The sequence below is a fragment of the Streptomyces sp. A1136 genome, from assembly GCF_004795055.1.
GTDB lineage: Bacteria > Actinomycetota > Actinomycetes > Streptomycetales > Streptomycetaceae > Streptomyces.
In genome coordinates this window covers 1-25,745 of sequence record NZ_SSBJ01000027.1, presented here as the reverse complement: position 1 = coordinate 25,745, position 25,745 = coordinate 1, and the positions used below count along the sequence as shown (strand labels likewise).

22 protein-coding genes and 1 pseudogene are annotated in these 25,745 nt (G+C 69.4%); 13 read left to right on the top strand and 10 right to left on the bottom strand.

All coding sequences use genetic code 11. From position 1 onward, the window contains the following. Positions 1 to 54: 54 nt before the first annotated feature. Positions 55 to 1,359, bottom strand: a complete 1,305-nt coding sequence (locus E6R62_RS24695; protein WP_136215722.1) for a YhgE/Pip domain-containing protein — start codon at positions 1,357 to 1,359, stop codon at positions 55 to 57. A 321-nt stretch (positions 1,360 to 1,680) separates the two neighbouring features. On the opposite strand from E6R62_RS24695, the gene E6R62_RS24690 reads away from it, so the two are divergent. Both E6R62_RS24690 and E6R62_RS24685 read left to right on the top strand, forming a co-directional pair. Further along, positions 1,681 to 2,103, top strand: a complete 423-nt coding sequence (locus tag E6R62_RS24690) for a hypothetical protein (RefSeq protein WP_136215721.1) — start codon at positions 1,681 to 1,683, stop codon at positions 2,101 to 2,103. Positions 2,104 to 2,161: 58 nt separating this feature from the next. Continuing rightward, complete coding sequence (locus E6R62_RS24685; protein ID WP_136215720.1) at positions 2,162 to 3,187, top strand: alcohol dehydrogenase; 1,026 nt, start codon at positions 2,162 to 2,164, stop codon at positions 3,185 to 3,187. 169 nt (positions 3,188 to 3,356) lie between these two features. Here E6R62_RS24685 and rox read toward each other — a convergent pair whose 3' ends face one another. Beyond that, positions 3,357 to 4,832, bottom strand: coding sequence for a rifampin monooxygenase (rox, locus tag E6R62_RS24680; RefSeq protein WP_136215719.1), 1,476 nt, complete (start codon positions 4,830 to 4,832; stop codon positions 3,357 to 3,359). A gap of 715 nt (positions 4,833 to 5,547) precedes the next feature. Here rox and E6R62_RS24675 point away from each other — a divergent pair. Continuing rightward, positions 5,548 to 6,105 carry a DUF3291 domain-containing protein gene (locus tag E6R62_RS24675; protein ID WP_136215718.1) on the top strand — a complete coding sequence of 186 codons (558 nt, stop codon included), beginning with the start codon at positions 5,548 to 5,550 and terminating at the stop codon, positions 6,103 to 6,105. A gap of 48 nt (positions 6,106 to 6,153) precedes the next feature. On the opposite strand, the gene E6R62_RS24670 is transcribed toward E6R62_RS24675, so the two are convergent. Continuing rightward, positions 6,154 to 7,071 (bottom strand): hypothetical protein, encoded by a 918-nt coding sequence (locus E6R62_RS24670; RefSeq protein WP_136215717.1) that lies wholly within the window; start codon positions 7,069 to 7,071, stop codon positions 6,154 to 6,156. Positions 7,072 to 7,359: 288 nt separating this feature from the next. Here E6R62_RS24670 and E6R62_RS24665 point away from each other — a divergent pair, with 288 nt between their 5' ends. Further along, positions 7,360 to 7,803 carry an ATP-binding protein gene (locus tag E6R62_RS24665; RefSeq protein WP_168714169.1) on the top strand — a complete coding sequence of 148 codons (444 nt, stop codon included), beginning with the start codon at positions 7,360 to 7,362 and terminating at the stop codon, positions 7,801 to 7,803. 114 nt (positions 7,804 to 7,917) lie between these two features. Here E6R62_RS24665 and E6R62_RS24660 read toward each other — a convergent pair whose 3' ends face one another. Next, positions 7,918 to 8,853, bottom strand: coding sequence for an AraC family transcriptional regulator (locus E6R62_RS24660; RefSeq protein ID WP_136215715.1), 936 nt, complete (start codon positions 8,851 to 8,853; stop codon positions 7,918 to 7,920). 657 nt (positions 8,854 to 9,510) lie between these two features. Between E6R62_RS24660 and E6R62_RS39730 the strand changes: the two genes are divergently transcribed. Further along, positions 9,511 to 9,831, top strand: coding sequence for a hypothetical protein (locus tag E6R62_RS39730; RefSeq protein ID WP_168714161.1), 321 nt, complete (start codon positions 9,511 to 9,513; stop codon positions 9,829 to 9,831). Between the two features lie 57 nt (positions 9,832 to 9,888). Here the strand turns inward: E6R62_RS39730 and E6R62_RS24655 are convergent. After that, positions 9,889 to 10,149 (bottom strand): annotated as a pseudogene (locus E6R62_RS24655) (transposase); the annotation flags it as partial. 259 nt (positions 10,150 to 10,408) lie between these two features. Between E6R62_RS24655 and E6R62_RS24650 the strand changes: the two are divergent. From E6R62_RS24650 to E6R62_RS24640, 3 genes are all read left to right on the top strand, one after another. Continuing rightward, positions 10,409 to 11,041, top strand: a complete 633-nt coding sequence (locus E6R62_RS24650; RefSeq protein WP_136215714.1) for a hypothetical protein — start codon at positions 10,409 to 10,411, stop codon at positions 11,039 to 11,041. A 481-nt stretch (positions 11,042 to 11,522) separates the two neighbouring features. After that, positions 11,523 to 12,512: an AraC family transcriptional regulator gene (locus E6R62_RS24645; RefSeq protein ID WP_168714168.1), complete on the top strand. Its 990-nt coding sequence runs from the start codon at positions 11,523 to 11,525 to the stop codon at positions 12,510 to 12,512. Positions 12,513 to 12,816: 304 nt separating this feature from the next. Beyond that, positions 12,817 to 13,044, top strand: coding sequence for a hypothetical protein (locus tag E6R62_RS24640; protein ID WP_136215712.1), 228 nt, complete (start codon positions 12,817 to 12,819; stop codon positions 13,042 to 13,044). A gap of 951 nt (positions 13,045 to 13,995) precedes the next feature. On the opposite strand, the gene E6R62_RS24635 is transcribed toward E6R62_RS24640, so the two are convergent. Beyond that, positions 13,996 to 14,337 (bottom strand): HopJ type III effector protein, encoded by a 342-nt coding sequence (locus E6R62_RS24635; protein ID WP_136215711.1) that lies wholly within the window; start codon positions 14,335 to 14,337, stop codon positions 13,996 to 13,998. A 249-nt stretch (positions 14,338 to 14,586) separates the two neighbouring features. Here E6R62_RS24635 and uvrA point away from each other — a divergent pair, with 249 nt between their 5' ends. Beyond that, positions 14,587 to 17,055: an excinuclease ABC subunit UvrA gene (uvrA, locus tag E6R62_RS24630; protein WP_136215710.1), complete on the top strand. Its 2,469-nt coding sequence runs from the start codon at positions 14,587 to 14,589 to the stop codon at positions 17,053 to 17,055. A 138-nt stretch (positions 17,056 to 17,193) separates the two neighbouring features. On the opposite strand, the gene E6R62_RS24625 is transcribed toward uvrA, so the two are convergent. Beyond that, the gene (locus E6R62_RS24625) at positions 17,194 to 17,409 is read right to left on the bottom strand and encodes a DUF6243 family protein (RefSeq protein WP_206308833.1); all 216 of its coding nucleotides are present in this window, start codon (positions 17,407 to 17,409) and stop codon (positions 17,194 to 17,196) included. A gap of 1,133 nt (positions 17,410 to 18,542) precedes the next feature. Here E6R62_RS24625 and E6R62_RS41055 point away from each other — a divergent pair. Beyond that, entirely contained in the window at positions 18,543 to 18,950 is a 408-nt protein-coding gene (locus E6R62_RS41055) for a hypothetical protein (RefSeq protein ID WP_168714167.1), read from the top strand. Positions 18,951 to 19,063: 113 nt separating this feature from the next. Here the strand turns inward: E6R62_RS41055 and E6R62_RS24620 are convergent, their stop codons facing one another. Both E6R62_RS24620 and E6R62_RS24615 read right to left on the bottom strand, forming a co-directional pair. Next, complete coding sequence (locus tag E6R62_RS24620) at positions 19,064 to 19,861, bottom strand: maleylpyruvate isomerase family mycothiol-dependent enzyme (protein ID WP_136215708.1); 798 nt, start codon at positions 19,859 to 19,861, stop codon at positions 19,064 to 19,066. Between the two features lie 694 nt (positions 19,862 to 20,555). Then, entirely contained in the window at positions 20,556 to 21,527 is a 972-nt protein-coding gene (locus E6R62_RS24615; protein WP_136215707.1) for a helix-turn-helix domain-containing protein, read from the bottom strand. Positions 21,528 to 21,649: 122 nt separating this feature from the next. On the opposite strand from E6R62_RS24615, the gene E6R62_RS24610 reads away from it, so the two are divergent. From E6R62_RS24610 to E6R62_RS24600, 3 genes are all read left to right on the top strand, one after another. Then, entirely contained in the window at positions 21,650 to 22,678 is a 1,029-nt protein-coding gene (locus E6R62_RS24610; RefSeq protein ID WP_136215706.1) for a trans-acting enoyl reductase family protein, read from the top strand. Between the two features lie 51 nt (positions 22,679 to 22,729). Beyond that, positions 22,730 to 23,566, top strand: coding sequence for an alpha/beta fold hydrolase (locus E6R62_RS24605; RefSeq protein WP_136215705.1), 837 nt, complete (start codon positions 22,730 to 22,732; stop codon positions 23,564 to 23,566). A 127-nt stretch (positions 23,567 to 23,693) separates the two neighbouring features. Further along, positions 23,694 to 24,494, top strand: coding sequence for an alpha/beta fold hydrolase (locus tag E6R62_RS24600; protein ID WP_136215704.1), 801 nt, complete (start codon positions 23,694 to 23,696; stop codon positions 24,492 to 24,494). Between the two features lie 234 nt (positions 24,495 to 24,728). Here the strand turns inward: E6R62_RS24600 and E6R62_RS24595 are convergent, their stop codons facing one another. Further along, positions 24,729 to 24,938 carry a hypothetical protein gene (locus E6R62_RS24595; RefSeq protein WP_240801873.1) on the bottom strand — a complete coding sequence of 70 codons (210 nt, stop codon included), beginning with the start codon at positions 24,936 to 24,938 and terminating at the stop codon, positions 24,729 to 24,731. Positions 24,939 to 25,745: the final 807 nt, after the last annotated feature.

Below are 25,745 nucleotides of genomic sequence, written 5' to 3'. Positions count from 1 at the left end.
CTTCGACAGGCTGCGGCTGAGCGGTGTGCGGACTCTCGGGGGGCCCGGTGCCGATCACGGTGCCTCGTCGGACGTCGCGGCAGCCCGCGCGATCAGGCGGTGCAGCCCCTTGCGGTCGTAGTAGAGGGTCATGGCGAAGCCGAACAGCAGGGCGACGGCGACGCCGATGGCGATCATGACCCAGCCGCGGGTCAGGCCGGCGTAAGCCCGGGCGTCGAAGTAGAGGATGGCCCGTACGCCGCCGCTCAGTTGGCGCATCGGTTCGAACAGCGCCAGGAAACGGTAGAAACCCGGAACGGCATGGAGGGGAATCGTCGCCCCCGAGGACGGCAGGGCCAAGGCGATGAAGACGAACATGGACACCACCTGGCCGATCCCGCCGAAGGCCGCGTTGATGGCCTGCACTCCCAGACCCACGGCCAAGCTCGCGCAGTAGGAGAAGATCCACAGCAGCGGCAGGTGAGATGCGTCCATGCCCAGAATCCCGATCGCGGCGATCATCAGCAGGCTGGTGGTGAGGACGGTGATTCCCGCTGTCATGATCATTTTCAGCAGCAGTGTCTGGGTGCGGCTGATCGGCACGGTCGGCCGCCGGGTGTGCCAGGGCCCGATCTCGTTGTCGGTGTAACCCAGGGCCGCGTCGACGCCGCTGTTGATGATGTTTCCGCCGATGAACCCGGTGAGCACCAGAAGCAGGGCGAAGTAGAACGCGGTCAGGCCGAGGCCGCTGTGTCTGCCGATGGGGTGACCCACCCGGGTGGTCACGGTGATCGGGTCGCCCAGGAGCGTACGGGTCGTGGCGTCGGCACCCGCGACGGTTGCCTGGCTCACCAGCTGTCGGCCGATCTCCAGGGAGGCTTGATGAGCCGCACGCTGGGTGATCTGGCTGGCCAAAGAGGAGCCGAGGCTGCCCAGCCCGGGGTTGGTCAGGACGGTGAGGGTGGGCCGTGTCGTGCCCCGGGGGGTTGCCAGGGCCGCCACCGAGCCGGTGAAGTCCGCTGGGATGACCAAGGCGCCGTACACCTTGCCCGACGCCAGTTGATCCTGCATCTGAGCCTGGCTGAGCCGACGCCAATCCACGGTGCCTGCCGGGGTCGCCGCGATGACCGACTGGCTCACCCGCGCGCCCAACGTCTGTCCTTGTCCCGGCAGCGGCGGTCCCTGGTCCGCGTTGACCAGGGCGATCGGCAGGCGGCGCAGGTTCCCTTGAGGGTTGAGGATGCCACCCATGTAAAGCAGCGTCAGGAACAGTGCGACCAAAGCGCACAGGACAGTCGGCACCAACCAGATTTTTCCCCTACGCGCCACAGCGAAGGAGCCTGCGGGCGCCTCCTGCTTTCCGGAACCCGCCGACGTCATGGGAACTCCTATGGGGACACGTCCTGCCGGTCCGGACAGCGGGATCAACCGTTGCGCAGGAGCCACACGGTGCGCCCTCCAGCGAGGATAACCATGCGTCGTCGAGGCATCACTCAAAGACACGCTCCACGCCCGTGAGTGGGCACGGTGCCCTGCCTGCCAGGCACCTCCTCGTGCGGAGTGCCGGGCGAAGGTGCATCCTGAAAAATGGGCCGTTCAGGTCGGTGAGCCTGCCCCGGGGCCTGCAAAGCCAAGGCACCGGACGAGATGCGCACCGAGGCTGCCGGGCAGAAACGGTTTTTCCGAACCAGGGAGTAGGTCATGCCATCCCTACACTTCCACGTGAACTCCTCGATGAGCCCAGCCGAGGTGATGGGAGTGCTGACGAACTTCAGCCCCTCCCGCGTCGAGGAGTGGCCGTCCATCGATGCCGAGCACTTCCAGGTGCACGAGCGGGGCGATACCTGGGCGGAGGTGACCGAGGGGAACGACAAGTCATGGGAGCGCGCACGCTATGAATGGGACTCCGCGACGCAGAGGGTCGACGTCACCACTCGCGACTCGGTGCCCTTCGGCTCGGGTGGCTGGCAGTTCCAGATGACTCCCACGGAGAACGGCACTCGCGTCGACGTCAGACTCGAACGGCACCCCACCTCGCTCAAGGCAAAAATAACGTCCTCGATCATTCCCTTCGCCGGGCCGGTGTTCCGTAAGTCGTTCAGGGAACCGCTGCACACCACGTAGTCGCATCGCGCCTGTAGAGGACCGCGCCCACAACCCGCTCCCGGCACCGGAGAAACGCATGAGTACCTATCGAGCCGCACAGGTCGACACCGCGAACGGGTCCTTCCGGATCGTCGAGCGCGAGGTATCGCGTCCGGGCCCCCGTCACGTGCGGATCGCGGTCGAGGCCTGCGGAATCTGCCACAGTGACGCCATCTTCGTGAACGGCGGCATGCCCGGCACGCGGTTCCCTCTGGTTCCGGGCCACGAGGTCGCCGGGCGCATCGAGGAACTCGGAGAAGGAGCCGAGGCGGGCAATTGGAACGTGGGGGACCGGGTCACGGTGGGATGGTTCGGAGGGAGTTGTGGTCACTGCACTCCCTGCCGGCAGGGCGACTTCATCGTCTGTGACAACCTCAAGATTCCCGGCTACGCCTACGACGGAGGATTCGCCGAGGCCGTGATCGCACCGATCGACGCCCTGGCCCGGATACCCGACGCCCTGCAGGCTTCCGACGCGGGTCCCATGGCTTGCGCGGGCGTCACCACGTACAACGGCCTGCGACGCAGCTCCGCCCGGCCCGGCGACCTCGTGGCCGTCCTGGGCATCGGTGGACTCGGTCACCTGGGAGTCCAATACGCGGTGGCCATGGGTTTCGAGACCGTGGCCATCGCCCGGGGTACGGAGAAGGCCGAGTTCGCCAAGCAACTGGGAGCGCACCACTACATCGACAGCACGGGACCCACACCGGTCGCGGAATCCCTCCTGTCCCTGGGCGGTGCCAAGGCCGTACTGGCCACGGCCGGAAGCTCCGAGGCCATCGCGGCAACGGTCGACGGCATGACGCACCGAGGCGAACTCGTCGTCATCGGAGCGAGCCCCGACCCGCTGGGCGTCAGCCCGCTCCAGCTGATCATGCGCGGCAGGACCGTACGTGGGCACCCGTCCGGCAGCGCACAGGACGTGCAGGACACCATGGCGTTCAGCGTTCTGCACGGCATTCGGCCCATGGTGGAGACCGTGCCGCTGACAGAGGCCGAAGGTGCCTACCGGAAGATGCTTTCGGGTGCGGCACGTTTCCGGATGGTGCTCACGACCGGCTGACCCGCCCGACCGACGGCCGCGGTGAGCGGTGGCGCCGGCGACATGCCTGGGGCACAGCGCGTCGCCCCTGGGGTGACCCTTGGGGGTGTGGCCGCCCGGGCATTCGCCCTCGTGCTGGGCCCCCGGCCCCGGGGCGGCAGGGAGGCCGGGGCGGACAGCAGTTGTGCGGTCAGGTCGTGGCGGTGCCGAACCAGACGGGGAGGTGGGCGAGGAGGTCCTGCTGGTCCTCGCCGACCCAGGCGACGTGGCCGTCCGGGCGCAGCAGTACAGCGGGCGCGTCGAGTTCCTCGCTGACGTCGACGACGTGGTCGACGCGGTCCGTCCAGCCCGCCACCGAGAGGCGGCCGGTCTGGTCCAGGAGCAGGCCGCGGCCCTCGTGCGTCAGGTCGTACAGGCGCCCCCGCTTCAGCCGGACGTCCCGCAGCCGGCGGCCGAGGAGGTCGTGACCCATACCGAAGTCGTAGCGGATCGCGATCGCGGTGATCTTCTCGATGAGGTACCGGTTCACTTCCTCGAATTCCACCAGTTCCGCCATCAGCCGGCGCACGGCCTGCGCACCCGGCTCGGATGACATCAGCTGGATCTGCGCGCGGGTGTTGTCCAGTACGTCGGCCGCCACCGGGTGCCGTTCGGCGTGGTAGCTGTCGAGCAGGCCTTCCGGTGCCCAGCCGCAGACCACCGCGGCCAGCTTCCAGCCCAGGTTGAACGCGTCCTGGAAGCCGAGGTTGAGGCCCTGGCCGCCCGTAGGCGGATGGATGTGGGCCGCGTCGCCGGCCAGCAGCACCCGGCCGACTCGATACTGTTCGGCCTGCCGGGTCGCGTCACCGAAGCGGGAGAGCCAGCGCGGTGAGTGCGCGCCGAAGTCGGTGCCGCCGTACGCCCACAGTTGTTGCTTGAACTCCTCCAAGGTCGGCGCGGTGGCACGGTCCTCCGCAACCCCCTCGGCGGGGACGATGACCCGGTACTCCCCGTCCTCCAAAGGCATGGCACCGAAACGCAGTTCGGTCTTGCGCACTTCCGCCGTCACGGCGGCCAGCGTCTGCGGTTCCACGTCCAGCTTCATCACGCCCAGCAGCGTCTCGACGCGGGACGGCTCGCCTGGGAAGGCGACACCGAGGAGCTTGCGCACCCTGCTGCGCCCGCCGTCGCAGCCGACGACGTAGCGCGAGCGCAGCCGTGTGCCGTCGGCCAGCTCGACGCTCACCCCGCGGTCGTCCTGGTCCAGCCCGGTCACCTCGCAGCCGCGCCGGATTTCGGCGCCGGCCTGGACGGCGTGCTCGGTCAGCAGCCGTTCGGTGGTGGTCTGCGGGATGTGGAGGACGTACGCATGCGCGGTGTCCATCCGATGCGGCCAGGACTTGGCGAGTCCGGCGAAGAATCCGCCGGCCGTGATCTGCTTGCCGAGTGCGAGGAACCGGTCCAGCAGTCCGCGCTGTGCCATGACCTCGATGCTGCGGGCGTGCAGCCCTTGGGCGCGGGACTGCTGGGTCGGTTCCGTCTCCTTCTCCAGCACGAGCACCCGCACGCCGTGCAGGCGCAGCTCGCGAGCCAGCATCAGGCCGGTCGGGCCGCCACCGGCCACGATCACGTCCGCGTCCAGGTCCGCGTCCAGGTCCGCGTTCAAGGCCGTGTCTGTCTTCGTCATGAGAAACCCCCATCGAGCGTGTTGCCAACGCCCGGCTGCTGTGTGGCCGCCGACCACCCGTGGGCCGTCGAATGCGCACGTACTTCGTCAATCACCGATTTCCGGCCGTTTTCCGGGTCGAGGGGGAATTCTGCAGCATGCCCGGGGCCTTGCCGCAAGGCCCCCTGTGCGCTATATCTTGATAGTGGCAAGGAGTGGGAAACGACCTCCTTGCCTTTCTCATGCGTGCTGCCGTGTGTGACGGCGGACTCCGCCGCCAGGGTCGAGCCCGTGGGTCAGCCCAGGGCGTACCCGGCGTGCGAGGCATCTTCCGAGCTGACCTACCTGCGGCTACCGGCTACCGGGCGCGCGAGTCCCGGGCGCCGGCGCCTGGGGATGCTCCGCGGATCGTGGGCGGGCGCCGGAAGGGCAGGTCCGGAAACGTCGGATGTGGCAGGCGAATTCGGGCTTTCGCGACGACAGGGGGTCCCACCGGACCGGCTCCCGAAGTGCCCTGACCAAGAAGCCACTTGGACAAGAAAAACGCAACTTCGACGTGGCCGCGCAGAGGAGTTACCTTCATCTCCCCTTCGATGGTTTCCCACCGTCGCACGGGGTTCCGTCAGGCTGAGCCACCTATGACGGCGTGGGTCGGTCACGCTCCACGAACCCTCGCGGCCATGCGTAAGCCGCCGAACCGGCTCCGCACCAGATGCCCCCGACCAGGGAGAGACGCATGCCCCATCTTGCTCTGTACACATTCGGCGTCCTGAAGTCGCCTCTCGCCGATGCCGCACCTCGCATGCGCGAGTTCTACGAGATTGGTGAGGCCGTCTACGGGCGGATCGGCCGGCACCCCGGATACCTCGCGCGTGCTGAAGCGGCTGACGGTGGTCGGGGCGTGCTCTTCGAGGCGGACTGGGGTGCATGGGGAGAGTTCGCCGTACCGACTTGGTACGGCAAGGGTCGTACGGCGGAAACCACCGCCTTGGCCGCGACCCTCTCACTCTGGACCGACCTGCGGCCCGCCTTCGACGCCATCTACTCCGGTCTGCACCGGGAGGCACTGAACAGGCGTTACGACTGGTTCGAGAGAACGGGGCACCCGAGTTACGTGTTCTGGTGGGTCTCCGACGGCGTGATACCCACATGGCAGGACGGGGTTTCCAGGCTGGAGCACCTCCACGACCACGGCTCCGCGCCGCACGCGTTCACCTTCCACCACTCGTTCGCGCCGGACGGAACGCCGACCGGGATCAAAGGCTTCGGGCCGAAGGGCGACCAGGTCCACTGACAAGGGAGGCCTTACTCCTCATGTGGGTCTGCTGTGTGCCGGTCGTCCCTAGCCGACCAGGCGGCGGCGCCAGTCCAGAGGGGTGACGGTGATGGCGCGGTCCGGGTCATGGTCCCACTCCGAGTGGAGACCGACTGCTTCGAGTGCGGCCACGACCTCGTGGCCGATGGCTGCGGTGGTCTCGGACGAGCCGTCGAAGCCGCCGTAGAGGAGCATCAGTCCGTGGCCGGCTGCGGCGGAGTCCGTGCACTGGGTGTGGAAGTAGACGAAGCCGCGGGCGTCGGGGCCGCCCTCACCACCGATCTCGGACTGGCCACAGCTACGGCAGCAGGTGAAGTTCTCGCGAGCCGTGATACCGGCATCCTGCAGGGCGGTGAACGCGCGGGTCAGCCGCTCAGGGTCCGTCTCACCCTGCCATTCGGCCTGCTCCGCGACCTGTTCCAGCCACAGCCGGTCGGCCATCGCCTGTGCCTGCTCGCGCGAGACGGGCCGGTGGTCAGCGGTGACCAGGTACTCCTCGGCGAGCTCGGCCAGTTCGGCGCGGGAGGTATAGCCGCCACGCAACACCTCCCGGACGCGCTTCTCCAACTCCTCCCGCTCGTCTTCGCGGAGATCGAGCGGCGGCACGTCGGGCACGGGACCCATGTCCAGCAGCGACCAAGACAGCCCGGCGCCCCATTCCGCCTCCTGGCGGCCCCAGCCGGTCATCGCCGCGATCACGGCCTCCGGCCCGTCGACCATCGCCTGGAACTGCCGGTCCGCGGCACCGTCACGGTGTTCCAGCGTGTAGTCACCCCCGGCGCTGTGCCACACCTGGGCGAAGACGTCAGGCAGGTCGGGTATCCGCTGGACCACCAGAAACCGGTCACCCCCACCACCGATTCGCCGGACCAGCCCTGCCAGCTTCTCGGCGGACACGCGGACGTGCCGCTCCCGGTTCTCCGTCTTCACCACGACCTCAAGCATGCGCAGACTCTGACACACGCCTCTGACAGCAGGCCTCCCGGGACCCGCGACGCGACTGGCGCTGCGTCGGCTCGGCCGGCCGAGCTCCCGAACTCCCATGGCCACGGCCGGCGCGGAGGCGGGCGCCCCTTGGTGCGGCTCGGCGGCTGCCCCGCCGGCCGGTGGGCCCCGTGCGCCGCTTCCGCACTTCGCTATTTGTCCTACGCCCTCTGGCCAGCAGGGACGTAGTCCGAAAAACGAACACCTCCAGAGGGGTGAATGTAATGGCTTCAGGGGTAGATGGCGGGCATGGCCGAAACCCTCCGACGTCCCACCGCACCCCCTCTTACCGGAGCCGGGATCACTTGTGCCTCGGCCCGCCGGTTGGCGCGCGCGGTGCTCGCCGAGGCGCACGCTTCCCCGGAACGTGTCGCCGACGTCTTGATGGTCGTCTCCGAGTTGGTCACCAATGCCCACCGTCACACGGGGGGTCTTTCGGGCTTCAGCGTCAGTATCAGCCTCGGGGCCATCGTCGTGGACGTGTCCGACTCCTCGCCGTGTTTACCCGAGGAGCAGCCCTGGGAACCCGAACAGCCCGGCGGCTTCGGTTGGATGATCAGCAATCGGCTCACGGACAGCCTCTCGATCGACGTCACCCCTGCCGGCAAGACGATCACAGCCGTTTTCGCGCCCGAGCCTCCTGAGGCGACGGCTGTGACACCCCGTGGGACAGGCAGCGGGCGGGAGGCTTGAGACCTCCCATGGGCGGAGAGGGCCGGGGCCGGGTGTGCCCTGCGGCCCGTACGGGGCGAGGTGGGAAGGTCGGTACAAACCCTTGAGGGGCCGCCGGCTCTGAGTGCGGTGCTTTCAGGTGCGCAGGGTGTGGGAGGGGCTGGTGTTGTATGCCTTGCGGTAGGCGGCGGCGAAGCGCCCCTGGTGGGCAAAGCCCCAGCGCTGGGCGATGTCCTGCACAGTGGCCGAATCCGGGTTCGCGGCCTTGAGGTCGATGTGTGCGCGGGCGAGGCGGACGCGCCGCAGGTAGGCCAGGGGCGTTGTCCCCGAGTGGCGGGCGAAGGCGTACTGGACGGCCCGGGGGGTCACGGGGATCGAGTCGGCGATCTCGGCGAGTCCGATGTCCCGGTGGGCGTTGTCCTCGATGAAAGCGACGGCGCGGGCGAGGGTGTCACTGCCCCCGTCCCGGGAGTCGATCGCATCCGGTCCTCCGGACATGGTGTTGGGCAACGCCGTGAGGGTCGCGGCGGCCAGGTGGCGGGCGGCGGTGGCCACCAGCAGCGGGGACTCCGCGGCCACCGGGTCGGTCAGTACGGTGTCGCGTACGAACGCGACCGTCGTGCCGAGGAGCCGGTCGGCGGCGGGGCTCACGGCCCGGTGTCCGGTCAACCGCACGGGCCGGGACGACGACGGCACCGCTTGTCCGAGCAGGGCCGGATCGAACATGGTGATCGTGTAGCTCGCGGAACGAACGGCACCGGTATAGGGCTGATCGGGCTGGGCGAGCAGGAACGTCTCCCCGGGCCCGTAGACCTCCTCGCGCCCGCCCGTGGTGTCCACGAGCGTCCCGGAGTGCATCGTGATCAGGCAGACACGGTTGAGGCAGCCCGCGTCGTAGGTCATCTCGTACCCGAACCGGAGCCGGTCGACGATCACTTCGTCGGTGGCGTTGCGTTCGATCCTCGCCCGCGTATCGTCCGGCCGGCCCCCGATCCTCATCGGGGTATACGCGGCCGACAGGAACTCCTCCGTGGCATCGAGGTCACCACTGCTGAAACGCACGGTCTGCATCGACCCCGGACCTCTCCCTCCGCGCGGGGAAGATCCCCGGGCCCTACACCACTGCCCCTGACGCTACACACTCCTCGGACCGACGAAAGACCCCGCCCCGACCGGCGGCACCGGCCCGGAACAGGAGCGGAAGGCTCCCCCCCTCCGGACTCCCCGCCCTGCGCGCGGCTCGCACGGGCCTGGCTCAGGCCCAGCCGTCCGCCTGGCGCTTCCCCGCGATCATCACGGACCTCGTCGGCACGCCGCTGAACCTGGTGTCCGCCGGCGGCCGCACCAGCCCGCAGTCCGTACGAGACGGTACGGGGGCATACCTCCCGACGCCGTGATACGCGACACGGCACCACCGACGACGGGCATCGCCTGGTGGGGCGTCGCGGCAGCCCGGTTCGGCATCGCCCGGGCCTTGCCCGCCCCAGGCTCCTACGGCACGCCATGCGACGGCCGTGTTCCGAAGCGGGAATGGTGACGCGCCCACGACGACAGCCGATGGTCTTTACAGTGGGAAGGACCGATTCTGTGCGGGTTGTCGAGTGAGGGCGTGAGGCGGTGAATGGTTCGGATCTGCCGGAGGGCGACTTACCTGGCGGAGAGGACGCATTGGACGGGTATCTCGCCGCGCTCGCCGGCCGGTGCGGCCGAGCGGGGTTCGAAGCGGTCGTGACCGCTGCCCGCGACACCTGCGCCATGCTCTCCGAGGGGCATCCGGCTCTTCTTGCCGGCCCGGAGGGCGAGGGGTTCGGGCCGGCGTTGCAACGCGAGTATCTGTCGTTGCTGGCGGTGTTGATGACGGGACGCACCGATCTGGAGGTCATCGCCGTCCCGGCTCCGGGCGGCCGGAGGGGCTGGGCGGTCGTCGAGCCGTCGGTGGCCGGTGACCCGGAGGCGGCGGATGCGGTACGGGCCCGGCTGACGGCCGGCGAAGCCGAACGCGCGTACGTCAGTGATCTGCTGTACGCCATATACGGGATTGATTCCTGATGCGGTCCGTCGAGCCACCAGGGCCGTTGGGGGCGTGAGTGAGCGAGTGGGGCACCGTCCGTCGCGGAGGAGAGTCGAGAGGGCATTGCCTCGGCGGCGGGCGAGGGCAAGGACTGCCTGGGTGTGGCGCTCGCCCTCGGCGCGTTTGCGGTCGTAGAACCGGCAGGACTCCTCGGACCGTCGGGCGCCGAGCAGTGCTCAGGTGGAGAGCATGCGCCGGAGCCGTCGGTTGTGGCGTCGCGGCCGCCGCAGGTCCCTGCTGATCTTTCCGGAGTCGCGCGGGACCGGTGCCACGCCGCCGAAGCCGGCAAAACGGTCCGCGGTACCGACGTGGGGTGGCCGGCGGCCGCAATCGCTCTTCGACGCCCGGTCGGCCCTCAATCCGAGCCGAGCAGTCGCTGAACGACCGCGTTCGACCCGTACCGCTGGGGCCGGTTGGGTGTAGTTCATCTGATCGGCGCGGAACGACCGGGTCTGGCGCAGACCCCTGCGGCACCACGAGGATGGATGACATCTGTACGTCACGGACCGGACATTCGTGCATCCGCGCGGTGCACAGGGAGAAGGCGACGACACCATGAACAGATTCCTCCGCAAGGGTATGGGCCGGGCGAGTCTCGCGCTCGGTGCGGCGTTGGCGTCAACCGTGCTCTGCGTCACCGTGAGCGAGGCGGCACCCGTAGGCGCGAGCGGGATCGCGGGCACGGCATCCGTCGCGCGTACGGCCGACGAAACCGCCTGCCCCGTCGTGTACTTCGACTTGGGCGAGACCCTCGTCCACACCGCCGCCGACGGCGGCATCACCTACCGATCCGGAGCGGCCTCGTACCTGCGCGCACTGCGCGAGCGCCACATCAGGATCGGCCTGATCACCAACGTTCCGCCCTCCTGGGGGACGACCGATGCCGAGCGTGCCGCCAGGCTGGAGAAGGAAGTCGACGCGATGTGGAAGGACTCCGCGCCCTTCGCCTGGAAGGACTTCGGCGACCGGATCCTCACCCCCCGCACCGGGGCGGAGCGGAAGCCCGCTCCCGTCCTCTGGGAGCGCGCGAGGACCGAGTCCGGGCACTGCCGGCTCGTTTTCCAAGCGGAGACGGCCGAAGAGGTCGATGTCGCCGCCTCGCTGGGCTACATGCCGTACCAGGTCGGGCAACCCCACCGACCCGCGTTCCTCCCGGTCGGCTTGGTCCAACTCCTCGGCCACCATTGACACCGACCGCGCGGGCCCGACGGCGGGGGCACGGTGCAGGACATGAACGGCAGAGGTCGCCGAGCCCCTCACACTCGTCAAGGCGATTCTTGTTCTCTGCCCGACGGTGGGGCGACGACCAGCGAGGCCGCCCAGGCAGCCGAACTTCACCGCGATCCGATCACTGGGAGGCCCCCCGCGCCCCCCAGTGAAAGATCACGTTGCCTGCGTCGAAGCGTCGCCCTCGTGGTCACAGCCCCGACAGCGCCCTCCGGTTCAGGTCGAACGATCACACGTTACGACCATGGGGGCGGCATGCAAGGGGACCGTAGGCGCCAACCATGGGGCCCAACACGCCACGGTGCGACACTCGTGCCGAGCACGGGGACCTCACACGCCGCGCCCGGCGAAAAGCGGTCTGGCGTGTTCTGATCTATGCTCGGCGCCCGTGGCCTTGCACGCACATCCCGGAACGTCCTCCTCCGCTCTCACGCGCCTGAACGTGAGCACCGCGCGCTTGCTCGGCATACCCTCGGCCCGGTACGCGCACCTGCCGGGGCTGGCGCCGGAGCACCTCGACAACGACCTGTGTCGACCCCCCACGTTGACCAGCATCCGCATCACCGAGCTGGCGACCATGCGCGCTCCCTGGCCGGATGTGTCGCTCTTGATGGCTCAGCAGCCGGAGCTCGGCAGCCTGGGGGTCTGGGACTACCTGATCGCCTGCGCGCCGACACCGCTCGAAGGGATCCGGGACGGAGCCGCCCACCTCGGCACCGTCATCGACATCGGCACCGACACCCTGGAGGTCACGGTCGATGGCGAACACATCACCATCAGCCACGTCAACCATGCCGATCTCGCGTACGAGGCGGCAAGCGCCGTCCGCGCCTGCGCGCTCGGTCTCTACCAACGCCGGCTCAGTGGTGCCGCGCAGCGGCGACTGATCCCGGTCCGAGTTGCCCTGGCGGCCGAACCACCCAGCCGTCACGACGCTCTGGCCGACCTGTACGGCACGCGGGCCATCGACTTCGAAGCGTCGGTCAGCTCACTCACGTTCCTTGCGTCCGACCTGACGGCCCCCGCGCCCCACGCACAGCCGGGTCTGTCGGCGGTGCTCCGAAAGCACGCCGAACAGACCCTCGCCGCCGCGATCCCCCTGCACAACTGGCTGGACCTCTTCCGCGCCGCACTGACCACCGTCCACAGTGACTGCGCCCCGACCCTTGCCGCTGTGGCACGGCGGATGGCCACAAGCACCCGAACCCTCCAGCGACGCTTGGACGAGTACGGCACCACGTGGAGCGAGGAGGTCGAGTCCATACGCCGGACCCACGTCACCGGGCTACTCCGCACCACCGACCTCCCGGTCAGCGCGGTGGCCGCCCGCAGCGGTTACTCCGATGCCCGAGCCCTTCGCCGGGCCGTCCACCGTTGGTACGCGACCACCCCCGCCGCCCTCCGCCGCAGCGGACCCGGCGCTGTCGTCTGAGTCGCGCATGACGCAGCGAGATACGAGCCCACGGCAAGCGGAACGATCTCGGCAGTGCGGGTGGTAGGCGGCGTAGGCGACGGCGCCGGCTGCGGCTTCGGAGGACCGCCCAATCGGCGGATCTTCCCGGCCGAACGAATTACGGCTTCCGGAACCGTTTGCCAAGCCGGTGCGGGTACGGGTAGCGGATGCCGAACCGCTGCTTCGTCGGCTTTGAGTCCGAAGGCGACTGCATCCTTTGGCCTACTGGCTTTTCGACCTTGTGGAGGACGCTGGTGCGGCGCCACCTTGAGAGGGTTGATCTGTGCGAACAACCATCGGATACACCGTCGAGAGCATCGGCTACGTCGTAGGAGCCCAGGGGCTTGTCAGCTTTGTCTCACAGACCGTCTTCGGCACGGAGTGGGGGTGGATGCACAAGCTCGTCGACCTTCCGTCCACCGCTTACCTCGGCATCGCCATCGTGGGGCTGGCGCTCATCGTCGCCGGGGTGAAGACGCGGAGGACACCTGAACGTCGAAGGACGGCCTGACCGGCGAGCCTTTCAGCTCGTGGCCCCTGTTTCCGTGTCGTAGCAGGCGCTGTCCACACGGGAACGAACGGACCCAGACGAACGATCTGCGCCTCGGACCCGCTGGTCCCGTGCGGGCTTTTCCAGCTCAAGTTCTGCGCCAGGTGACGCAGTTGACGTCTTTGCTGGCAAGGCTTGCCGCGCATCCGGAAGCAGACCATTGACCGGCGACGACTGGATCCTGGCGATCTTCGCCGTCTCGCCCTTGGCTTTGTTCGCCATCGGCCTGACACTCGACATGGTATTTGGTGGTCCCGCGGAGCTCCCCTGCTACACCTGCGGCCACCGCCCGGCTGAGCACCGAAGCGGACAGGACCAGGCCACGGGCCGTTGCAGCGCTCTGTCGGGGCACGGGGCGCCGTGTGGGTGTCATTACTACGAATATCCACCGCAAGAAGAGTCGACGGGGTACCAAGGAGGCTGCGGCGGCTGAACAGTTCCCCGAGCCGTTGCTGCCGATCGGGCTCCGAGGCGGGGAGGGCCATAGTCTGGCCGACCACCTGGAAGGGGCTGTCTCGGTCACCGCGAGGGCACACGATCCTCCGTGTCGTCAGCGATCGCCACACTGGGCCGGCCGGCAGATGCCGACCGGCCTGAGGTCAGCCGGCTGCTGTCGCTGCTGTCCTGGCGTGATCTGCATGGAGAAGTGCCGCAGGCGCACCGCAGCCGGCGGGGCTGCTGCGGCAGCATCTCGGGGAAGCGCCCGTCAGCCCGGTCCGGGAGACATATTTCGTCCGGCGCTCACCGGGGCGGGCACGCTCCGTGCGGCAGCCCGAGGCTCTCTTCACGGACGGGGCGACGTAAATGACCCGCCTTCGTGAGGAGGCAGGCGCGCAGCGCGACATTGGCTCGTCGTAGCCCGGGCGCGCCCGGAGAAGGCCGCACTCACCCTGTTACCGGTGCCGTCGTTGTTCAGCTCTTGTGGGCCAACGGTTGCCCGGCGAAGCTCACCCCTGCCAGGCCATGGGTCATGAGGTTGCGGATGTTGCCGTGATCGGTGCCGTCCGGTGTCGCCAGCACGCTGCGATAGTGCTCACCGAATGCCAGCAACGCCTCCTGGTCGCTCAATCCCTCCAGCAGGGCCAGTCCCAGCGTCTTGCAGGAACCCTCGTTCTCACCTGCGGCGTTTTCCAGCTCCCCGTTGCGGAACGCCTGCGGCTGGTACTCGTAATGCGCGGCGACGAAGGCCAGGGTGTCGGCGAATTCGTGCTCACCCGACGCAAGGCTTGCCCGCAGGGCGTTCAGATCAGTCATGGCGGTTCCCGTGGGTAAACAGACGACCGGTTGCCGTCCGTGATCGGACGACGATAACCCCCATTGAGGCCGGCGGATAAGGAGCGGCATCTCCGCAGGTCACGGTAGGCGTCTGTGTGATCCGCCGAAGACCGGTTTTCGCGTTCCCCGGGAGCGGCTCATACCAGGACTCTCCGGACTCTCGTGTGAGCGGCGCCCGGCGATGGTGCCTGTCGCGCGGTTCCCCGCGCGATCAGGTAATCAGGAACGGTGAACAAGGACGCGAGGGACCCCTTCGTGCATGTCCGGGGCGCCAGTGAGAACAACCTGCGGAATATCGATGTCGACGTCCCGCGGGACGCGATGGTCGCCTTCACCGGCGTCTCCGGTTCGGGCAAGTCCTCGCTCGCGTTCGGCACGCTCTACGCGGAAGCCCAGCGGCGCTACTTCGAGTCCGTGGCACCGTACGCCCGAAGACTGTTGCAACAGGTCGGCGCACCCCACGTGCAGGAAATCAGTGGCCTGCCACCCGCCGTGGCCTTGCAACAGCGACGCGGGACGCCCAGTTCGCGCTCGACGGTCGGCACCCTCACCACGCTGTCGAATCTGCTGCGCATGCTGTACTCCCGCGCCGGCACCTATCCGCCCCGGGCCCCACGGCTGGAAGCCGAGGCGTTCTCACCCAACACCGCGGCCGGCGCCTGCCCCGAGTGCCACGGACTGGGCGTGGTACACGACGTCGCCGAGGACCTGCTCGTCCCGGACCCCTCGCTGAGCATCCGCGAGGGGGCGATCGCCGCCTGGCCGGGTGCCTGGCAGGGCGCCAACCTGCGCAGTGTCGTGAGCGGCCTGGGGATCGACATCGACCGACCGTGGCGCAGGCTCAGGAAGAAGGACCGGGACTGGCTGCTGTACACGGACGAGCAACCCTCCGTGTACATCGAGCCGGAGGAGGACCGCGTCGACTACGGCTACCAGGGCAGGTTCTGGAGCGCCCGCAAGCACGTCATGCACGTCCTTGCCGACTCCAAGAGCGAGAAGATGCGCGAACGGGCGCTCCGCTTCGTCAGGAGCGTGTCCTGCCCCGAGTGTCGCGGCAGCGGACTGCGGCCGGAGGCGCTCGCCGTGACCTTCGCCGGACGTTCCATCGCCGAGATCAACGCGATGCCGCTCACCGGGGTCGTGGCGCTGCTGCGGCCCGTCGCGGGGCGGTTTAGGGTCGACGCCACCACGTCGACTGCCCGATCCGGGGAGACGACCGAGGTCGCGGTCCGGATCTGCGGAGATGTGGTCGCGCGGGTCGACGTACTACTTGACCTGGGCCTCGGATATCTCAGCCTCGGGCGCCGTTCGACCACCCTCTCGCCCGGCGAGGCGCAACGCCTGCGGATCGCCACCCAACTGCGCTCGGGGCTGTTCGGCGTCGTCTACGTCCTCGACGAACCCTCCGCGGGCCTGCACCCGGCTGACGCGGAACCGCTGTTGGACGTGCTGGACGGCCTCAAGTCGGCGGGCAACTCGTTGTTCGTCGTGGAGCACGACATGGACGTCGTACGGCGGGCGGACTGGGTGGTCGACATCGGCCCCGGTGCGGGCGAGGGCGGCGGGCGCGTGCTGTACAGCGGCCCGGTCGCCGGTCTTGAGCGGGTCGGGGAGTCGGCCACGAGCCGGTACCTGTTCGGGCGCGCCCGGCCGCTCGATCACCGCCCGCGCACGCCGCACGGCTGGCTGCATCTGCGCGGTGTCTCCCGCAACAATCTGCACGACGTGTCCGTCGACGTGCCGCTTCGCGTTCTGACGGCGGTGACGGGCGTGTCCGGTTCCGGAAAGTCGACACTCGTGACGCAGGTGCTCGCCGAGGTCGTCCGCGGTCACCTCGGACTCGTACCCGAGGAGCCCGACGAGGCGCAGCTGGAGGTCGACGTCGCGGACGCGTCGGGGGTCGAGTCGTTCGACCGGCTGGTCCGGGTCGACCAACGGCCCATCGGCCGGACTCCCCGGTCCAATTTGGCCACGTACACGGGAATGTTCGACGCGGTGCGCAAGCTGTACGCGGCGACGGACGAGGCCAGGGCGCGCGGCTACTCGGCCGGGCGGTTCTCCTTCAACGTGCCCGAAGGGCGGTGCGACACCTGCCAGGGCGAGGGATTCGTCGCGGTGGAACTGCTGTTCCTGCCCGGTACCTACGCGCCGTGCCCGACTTGTCAGGGCGCCCGGTACAACGCCGAAACGCTGGAAGTCGCCTACCGAGGCAAGAACATCGCGGAAGTGCTGGCGCTGTCCGTCGACGACGCCGCCGAGTTCCTGTCCGCCGTCCCGGCCGCCTCCCGCAGTCTGGAGACGTTGCGCGAGGTGGGACTGGGATACCTGCGGCTGGGCCAGCCCGCGACGGAACTCAGCGGTGGCGAGGCGCAACGCATCAAGTTGGCCACCGAACTGCAGCGAGCCCGCCGCGGGCACGCGCTCTACCTGCTCGACGAGCCGACGGCGGGGCTGCACCCCTCGGACATCGCACTGCTGCTGCGACAGCTGCATCGGCTCGTCGACGCCGGCAACACGGTCGTCCTCGTCGAGCACGACCTGGACACGATCGCCACCGCCGACTGGGTCATCGACCTCGGGCCGGGTGGCGGCGACGCGGGCGGGCGGGTCGTCGCGGCGGGCCCGCCGGCCAAGGTGGCGAGGGGCCGCCGCAGCGCCACCGCGCCCTATGTCGCGGCCCGGCTCGCCCGCTCCTGACGACGGCGCGAGGGGCCGAGCACCGGACAGTCGGATCCGGCGTTTCGGGGAAACGCAACCGAGAGGTGCGGCTTCGTGGACTGCCGGTCGCGGCGTGTAGCCGTCCCCTCACGCCTCACCCCATGCGGCGGCGGTGCGTCAGCTCTGTTCGGTGTCGTCGCCCGTCTGCCCGACGCCCTCAGTCGCGCCCGCCTTCGCGCGGATCTTGCGCACCAGCTCCGCCTTGCGGTCGGCGGCGCCCTGGCGGTCGAGGTTGCGGTGCGGACCGTTGTTCTGCCGTTCGGCGCGGGACAACTTCTTGCGCTGGCCGCCGCCCATGCCCACAGGGTTGTTGATGTTCTTGCTCACGGTCACGGGTTCTCCCGGTGCTGGTACGAAGTGATGTGCGGACTTGTCGGTGGGGGACGGGCGCTGCGACGTCGAAGGATGTCAGCAGGGGCGCGTCACGCTTTCACTCGCACATCGGCGTCTGGAAGAACATGACAAAGACGTTACCCCGTACCGTAGGCCCCGCACACCAAGATCATCTCACCCCGGCGTCGGCCGGCAGCTCCGGAGACAATGGCTGTCGACGACATCGCCCCGTCCCCGGTGTCCCCGTCCCCTTGCGTGAGCCAGGTGAACACCGGTGCAGGCTCGGGGGACGGGCCATCCGTTGATCACGCGAGCAAGTGCCAGTAGCGTTCCGCGCGGGGAGCCGGCGATCTCCAGGCGGTCGGCAGCGTGTGCGCAGCCCCGCGTCGTCGGCGCGGTCGAAGGTTCGTGCGTAGCGGGCGGTAAGGGCGTCGATGACGGCTACGGCCTCGGAGGTCGCAGTGCAGGATCTGCACCTCCGAGGCGTCCGCGTGCGCGGCGGCGACATCGGGCACCGTGACCTCCTGGTCGGGTGCCTTCCGGATGACGGCGAGGGCGAACCCCACGTCACGCAGTGTGCGCGCGAAGGTCCGGGCGGGCCGGCGCGCCGATGTCGTAGAGCCGGTAGCCGGTCGGGCTGCGGTCCGTCGGGGGCGGCCGGCGGCATGCTGCCCCGGCGTCCACGCCGGGCCCTTGGCCTCATGGCGATCGGGTGACTGCGCGTCCGCCGGTCGAAGCGATACCGGTGCGGCTCGGGCGCGCCCAGGCTCCGGCGGTGGTGGTGGACCGGTCCCCGGGTGGCTGCGGCTGGGGCCGGATCGGGTGGCTCTGGGAGTCGGCGCGTGATGCGGTGCCCAGATTTCTTCGCCGGGGCCGGGACATAGCCTTGCCGGCGACAGATCGAACTGGTTTATGGGCAGGGCGATCGCAGTGGAAGCGTGCGAGACCTACTGTGCGGCCGCCGCTGTGAGGCGTAACGTGGCTTCATGAGCAGCGAAGTGCAGGCCGGAGGACCGAAGTTGCCGCCCACCTACCCTCCGAAGTCGCCGCCTCCGCCGAAGAAGCCCGTCGAGGCGCCACGGCCTCAGCCGGCAACGAAGCCGAAGAACGCCACCGGTCTACCGTCACCACGCATGGCCATCCGCAACCGGCGTACCGCGGGGCTCACGCTCCGCTCCGATCAGTGGGCGGCCGGCAAAGCCGCCGTGCAGGCGGTGGAGACGGTGCGTGCGTGGGGGTATCCGCGGCTTGACGAACACGACCTGGCGGCGGCTGTGCGGATGCTGGTCGCGGCCGCGGTCGCCGATGGAGGGAAGCGGATCAGCGTGCACCTGGCCGACCAGGAGCGCAAGGTCCTGGTCGTGGTCCTCGCGCATGTGTCCGGTGTTGCCGAGGACCCGACGGTCCTGCCCGCGGTGGCGACCCTGCGGACGGTGGAATCGTGCAGTACCGATGCGGCGCCCGATGGCCGACGGCTGTCCGCGCTCCTGGACGCCGACCCGCCCCCGGCACGCAATCGCCCCCGACGGCCGGCAGCCTGACCCGGGCCCACCATGCCCCAGCCCTCGGCTTGAGTCAGGCACCGCGACTGACGAACCTGGCGAAGAGTCGTGTCCTACCGGCTCAGGGCGCGGCCAACCGCCTCCGGTCCGTCCTAATCCTCCGGCTCCCAGGCACGGAGCAGGTCGAGCAGCCCTGCGTCTCCGTCAACGTGCAAGGACTCGGCCTGGATACGGTCGTACAAGTAGAGGACCAACTCACTGGCCGTGCCATATATGGAGGCGCCGGCTGCGTCCGAGTCCTCGCCGGTCGCGGAAGTGGGCGCGGTGATGCGGGTGGAGCGTGCGCCGTCGCCGTCGACCGTGAGGCGCCAGGAGCGGCCCTCGGCGGCGTGGAAGTCGAATGCCGTGGGTTTGTGTGGCCAGGCGCTCTGCGTTGCGCAGACGGTGAACAGGAACTCCTCCACACCGTCGAGTGCCGGCTCGACCGGCAGCGGCTGCGGGGCGCCCCCGGTCAGCTGGGCGTCGTACGTGTGCACCGCGGTCTCCTGAGCCCGGTGCCGGGCGACACCGCCGGAGGTCTGCGGTGACTGCGACGCAGGCCACCACGTCCAGCAACCGCTCTCCGGTCCTGCCTCGCGCAGGGCGCTCAACAGGAGCTGCGTCGACGCGGACAGCCAGGCCGGCAGGGCCTCACGCTCTCGCGACAGTTCCAGAGCGGCGCGCGCAGCGGTGGCCTCGGCCGGGGGAGCGTCGGCAGGTCCTGCGCCGACGATTGCGGCCCAGTAACGGTCTCCCCCACCCAGGTGCTTCACCAGATCGAACAGCGTCCACCCGGGGCAGGTCGGCACCTGCGCGTCGAGACTGGGCGCGGCGGCGACCGCGGCGCGGAAGGCGGTCGACCGTTCATCGATCAGTCGCAGCAGGTCAGAAAACTCGAGAGTCTTTTCCACGCCGGATGTCTATCACCGTGCTCGGTGATCGGACAGCGATTTTCACGGTCGCCGCCGGTAAGCCGGTGGTGGTCGCACGCGCCGACGGCAAGGACACCCTCGTCAACTCGAAATCATCCGCGACGGCGACCACACCATGTTCCTCGCCGGCGACCTCCCGACGCCAGGCAGCAGACCACCGACCTGCCGAAGCCCTACGGCCGGGACGACATCCTCGACCTCGGCCCCCTCGTCGGTGCCCGCGGCATGGGGATGTACGCCTCCATACACTCCGCCATCGGCCTCGCCCTCGGCGGCCACTTCGGCACCCAAATCGCACGCTGACACCATCACCTGACGCCGGCACAGCGGCGCCGCGCCACTACCGTCACGTGGCCCTGCGCCGTTGGCCGTCCTCTCACAGGTGCCGCACCGGACCTACGGCGGGAGCCGGCCGCCACCGGCCTACGCTCTCGGTCAGTGCCGCTCGCCCCTCAGGAGATCGGCGATCAGCTCCAAAGCCTGCTGGGCTCGGTGGCCGGCCCGGATGTCGAGCAAGCGCCCATACTCGCCGACCACGGTCCTGCGGGCCCAGAGGCGGCGGGAAGGCGGGCCCTCCGTGGAGAGCCCGCGCGGAAGCCGAAGCCGCCGGCAGCGTGGCAGCACGCTTGCCGGCATGGAACCGGCGTCTCCCGGTGTCCGGGGCAGCGCGGCGTCACCTGCCGTTGTCGCGTTCCGGTCCGGGGCGGGTGTGGGAGCGGAAGGTGCGGCGGTAGGTGTCCGGGGGAACGCCGACGGTCCGGTGGAAGTGTCGGCGCAGGGTGGTCGATGTGCCCATGCCGGTTGCGGCGGCGATGGTGTCGATGGTGTCGTCGGTGGTTTCGAGGAGTTCCTGGGCGTGGCGGATGCGTTGGGTGTGGAGCCATTGCAGCGGGGTGGTGCCGGTGAGTGATTTGAAGTGGCGCCCCAGGTGGCGCGAGCTCATACCAGCCTGTCGGGCCAGGTCCTCCACGGTGAGCGGCTCGTCCAGGCGTTGGAGGACCCAGGGGAAGAGCTCGGCCAAGGGGTGGTTGCCAGGGCCGGGAACCGGCGTGGAGATGAACTGGGCCTGCCCGCCGTCACGGTGTGGTGGAACGACCAAGCGACGGGCGATCTTGTTGGCGTTCGCCGAGCCGTGATCGAGGCGGACGAGGTGCAGGCACAGGTCCATGGCGGCGGCCTTGCCGGCGGAGGTGAGCACGTCGCCGTTGTCGACGTAGAGGACGTCCGGGTCCACCGTGACGTCGGGATGGCGTCGGGCCAGTTCCCCGGTGTGCGCCCAATGTGTGGTGGCGCGTTTGCCGTTCAGGAGGCCGGCGGCGGCCAGGACGAATGCCCCTGTGCACAGCGAGACCACGCGTGCGCCCGCCGCGTGGGCCGCGCGCACCGCGTCGAGGAGTTCCACGGGCGGGTCCACATCCGTGTCGGCCCAGCCGGGGACGATCACGGTGTCGGCGTACGCGAGGTGGTCGAGTCCGTGGTCCATCTCCAAACGGTAGCGGTCGATCCGTACGGCGCTCGGTCCGCAGAGGGAGAAGCCGTACCAGGGGTCCACGACGTGGGTCAGGTCCGAGCCGAACACCTCGATCGCCATGGACAACTCGAAATGCAGCATGCCGTCGGTGACGGCCAACGCGACGGTATGCATGTCCGAAAGTGTATGACGCGTGTCGTTCCAGACGCTCGCTGGGAGGTGTTGTTCGTCGGCAGGATGTCCACAACGGATCACAGCGGAGCAACCGCGGATCACCCGGGTGCAGGGAGCAACTCATGGGGTCAGGCCGGCAGGTGGCGGTTTTCGGCGCGTACGGGCACACGGGACGGTTCGTCGTGGCGGAGCTGCGCAAGCGCGGGTACGTCCCCGTGCCGAGCGGCCGTGACGCGGACAAGCTGAAGGCGCTGGCGCACGAGGCCGGCCTGGAGGCCCGCGTGGCGTCGGCCGGCGACCCGGTCTCACTCGACCGCGCCCTGGCCGGTACGTCTGCCGTGATCAACTGCGCCGGGCCGTTCGCGTCCACGACCGCCCCCGTCATCGAGGCCGCCTTGCGGGCCCGGATTCCGTATCTGGACGTCGCGGCCGAGATCGAGGCCAACCTCGACACCTTCGCCCACTTCGCCGACCGGGCGCGCGAAGCAGGAGCGCTCATCGTCCCGGCGATGGCCTTCTTCGGCGGTCTGGGCGACCTGCTGGCCACAGCGGCGATGGGCGAATGGACGGAGGCCGCCTCGGCGCACGTCGCCTACGCACTGAGCCACTGGCACCCCACTGCCGGCACTCGTCTGTCCGGCGCGGTCTCCCGGGAGCGGCGCGGCGAGCACCGCCTTCGCTACACCGGCGGCCAGTGGGAGCGCCGCACCGATGCCCCGCCAGCCCTGGAATGGTCCTTCCCCGAGCCGATGGGATCACGTCAGGTGATAGGGGAGTTCACCATGGCCGACGTGGTGACCATTCCCAGTCATCTGTCCATCCCGGACGTGACCACGTACATGACGGCCGAGGCGGCCCGCGACGTCGTATCGCCCGACACGCCCGCGCCGGCCGCGGCCGACGACAGCGGCAGGTCCGACCAGACCTTCCTCATCGACGCCGTCGTCCGGTCGGGCGACACCGAACGACGAGCCGTCGCCCGCGGGCAGGACATCTACGCCGTCACCGCGCCCCTCGTCGTGGAAGCCCTCGACCGCGTCCTCGACGGCCGCACCCACGCGGTCGGCGTCGCCTCCGCGGGCCGGATGTTCGACGCCCCCGACTTCCTGCGCGCTCTCTCCCCGCACATCACCCTGGAACTCCATCCGTGAGGGTCGTCGTACCGGACAGCCCGTGACAGCCACTCCTGAAGGAACCCCGACATGCCGTTCTTCGAGTCCGCCACCGACCGCACCCGCCTCCACTTCGTCGACTACGGCCCCTCGGACGGACCCGTCATCGTCTTCGTCAACGGCTCGTACTTCGGTACCGAGATGTGGGAGCACCAGATGCTGCCGCTGGCGGCCGAAGGCTTCCGCTGCGTGGGCTTCGACCGCAGGGGACACGGCAGGTCCGAGGACGTGTGGGGCGGCTTCGACCTCGACACCCTGGCCGGGGATCTGGGTTCCCTCCTCGATCACCTGGACCTGCGCGACATCACCTTGGTCGGGCACTCGATCGGCACCGTCGAGGTGGTCCGGTACCTGACCCTGCGCGGTACCGACCGGGTGGCGCGCGTTGCCCTCGTAGGCGCCATCGCCCCGGGGCCGGCCCGCTGCGCGGACCACCCGCAAGGACTGGACCCGGAGTTGATCCGGGGATTCAACGAGACCTTCCGGCAGGACCGGGCGAAGTTCTTCGCCGACGGCGCCGACGCGTTCTTCGCCCGCCACCTGCCCGGCCCGCAGGTGTCGGACGCGTATGTGGCATACATGGTGGACCGCTGCCACGGGGCAACGGCGCGTGCCGCCAACGCCCTGGGGGACATCCTGCCCTCCCTGAACCTCGTCCCGGAGCTGGTGAAGATCGACTGCCCGGTGCTCGTCATCCACGGATCGGACGACGCCTCCGCACCCATGGCCCTCACGGGCCGCCGGGCCGCCGACCTGATCCGGGGGGCGGAGCTGCACGTGTACGAGTACGCGGGCCACGGGCTGTTCGCGACGCACGCGGACCGCCTCAACGACGACCTGCGCGCCTTCGCCTCCGCTCGCGCCTGACAGCGCAGTCCACCACGCCCGCAGGTGTGGGGGCTTCCGGCCCACCATGCCGCCGACACGCCCATCCGGACGGCGTGTGCGGAACGACCGCCACCCGGACACCCCGAACCGAGAGAGTTCCCCCGCCATGACCGTCCAGCCCACCCGTGCCACCCTGACCATCGACGGCCGCAACCGCCGCACCCTCTCCTACCTCGACTTCGGCGGAACCGGCCGTCCCCTGGTGACTCTGCACGGCCACCTCTCCGAGGGGGCATCCTTCACCGCCCTGGCGGCAGCCCTCGGGCCCGAGTGGCGGGTGATAGCCCCGGACCAGCGCGGCCACGGCGACTCGGACCGCGCCCCCGAATACACCCGCGCCGGCTACGTCGCCGACCTCCTCGCCCTACTCGACCACCTGGGCATCGACCGCGCGGTCTTCCTGGGCCACTCGCTCGGCGGGTTCAACGCCATCCACCTGGCCGCCGAGCGCCCAGAACTGGTCGAGGCCCTGATCAGCGTCGACACCGCCGTCTACCTCCCCGACCACGGCACCAATCCCCTCGCCTTCGTCCTCGACTTCCCCTACACCGCGGCCACCCGCGAGGAACTCGCCGCCGCCTGCGGCCCCTTGGCCGCCGTCCTCGGCCCAGTGCTGCGCCCGCTGCCCGGTGGCTCCGGATGGCGGCTGCCGTTCCACCCGCAGGACACCGTCGACTCCGAGAACCTCGTCCACGGCGACCACTGGAAGCAGTGGCTCGCCACCGACTGCCCGGCGCTCCTGATCCACGGGCTGCGCAGTCAGGTCCTGCCCACCGGGCAGGCCCAGGCAATGTGCTCCAGACGCCCCGGCACGATCTACCGCTGCCTGGACACCGACCACTTCGTCCAGCAGGCCGACCCCGACGGTTTCGCCACCGCAGTCCGCGAGTTCCTCGCGGATATCTGAAAGCATGCCGGCCGGCCGAGCCCGCTGGTCTGGATCCATCCCCGGACCGTGCACGTGGCCGCCATTGATCAGGCTACGGTGCCGGCTGCCCTTTCGGGCATCGGTGGTCTCGGCGACCGCCTCCCTCAGCGGTCAGGGGAACACACCGGGCTGACCGCCGGGTCGGGCAGGTATGCCTTGCGTTCCTCATCCGTCAGGTCGCGGTTGACGGCGTGACAGATCCTCTCGATCGCTTCATCGGGTGTGTAGAGGAGCATGTCCCACAGCTGCCTGGTGGCGTCGACGCCACCGGATCGTACGCCCGTTGGGGCTGACGGCCACTGACAGGATGCCGCTGCGCATGGGGGCGGTGGCCCGCGCGTTGTGGGTGGGGACGTCCCACAGCCGCACGGTGCCGTCTTGGCCTCCGGTGACGAGGGTGCGTCCGTCCGGGCTGAACGCCACTGCGTCCACATCTATCGTCCCAGCCTCCAAGCGCCGTGGGTGCGGATTCCTCCGGCAGCTACTCCTGCCAAGCGGTCAACATGGCGTAGGCGACCACGGTCCTGGGTCCGGAATTCGGGACAAGCCCGAGCAGCCGGCGCCGGCCTTCCTGGGCGAGGCGCTCAAACTGGCAGACGCCCCGTTCCTCCACCGGTTGGATGCGAAACGCGGGCCTGGGTCAGGTAGTGGTCGACGAACCCGAACAGATCCTTCGATGTGTTCGTACCGTTTCAATGGCAGGTCCGGTGTGCCGCGCACGCCCCGGGCGGTCTCTGGGCCGCCCGCCGGTGAACGGTGATGCGGAACCGGTTCTGCTCCGGCTCGTTGAAGGGGTTGAGGGTCCTCCCCGGATGCCCCCGAGCTTCCGGGGCGGCCCCGTCCCGGCCTCTGACGTGGGCCGCCGCCTGCGGAGCCCGACACGGGAGGCGGTCGTGTCAGGTACCCGGACGAGTCGTTGCTCCCGCGGACTCCCCTCTTCCAGTAGAGCGTCGGGGCCCAAGGCCATGTGCGGGTTTAAGTCAATTGCATGTGAGTAATCCTAGCCGTGTCTTACGTGCAGTTGTTGTTAATCGTGGTGCTGGATACCTTCGAGGAAGAGCGCGGGACGGGACGCACGACGCGGCCCGGACCGGCTCCATCAACCCTCCTCAGACAAGGAGCACCACCATGTCCGCAACGCTTCAGACCGCCGAAGTCGTCTCCTTTGACGCCGATCTGCTGGCCGGGACCGCGGACGCCGTGCGTGCGGCCGGTTCGGCGCTGCTCGGG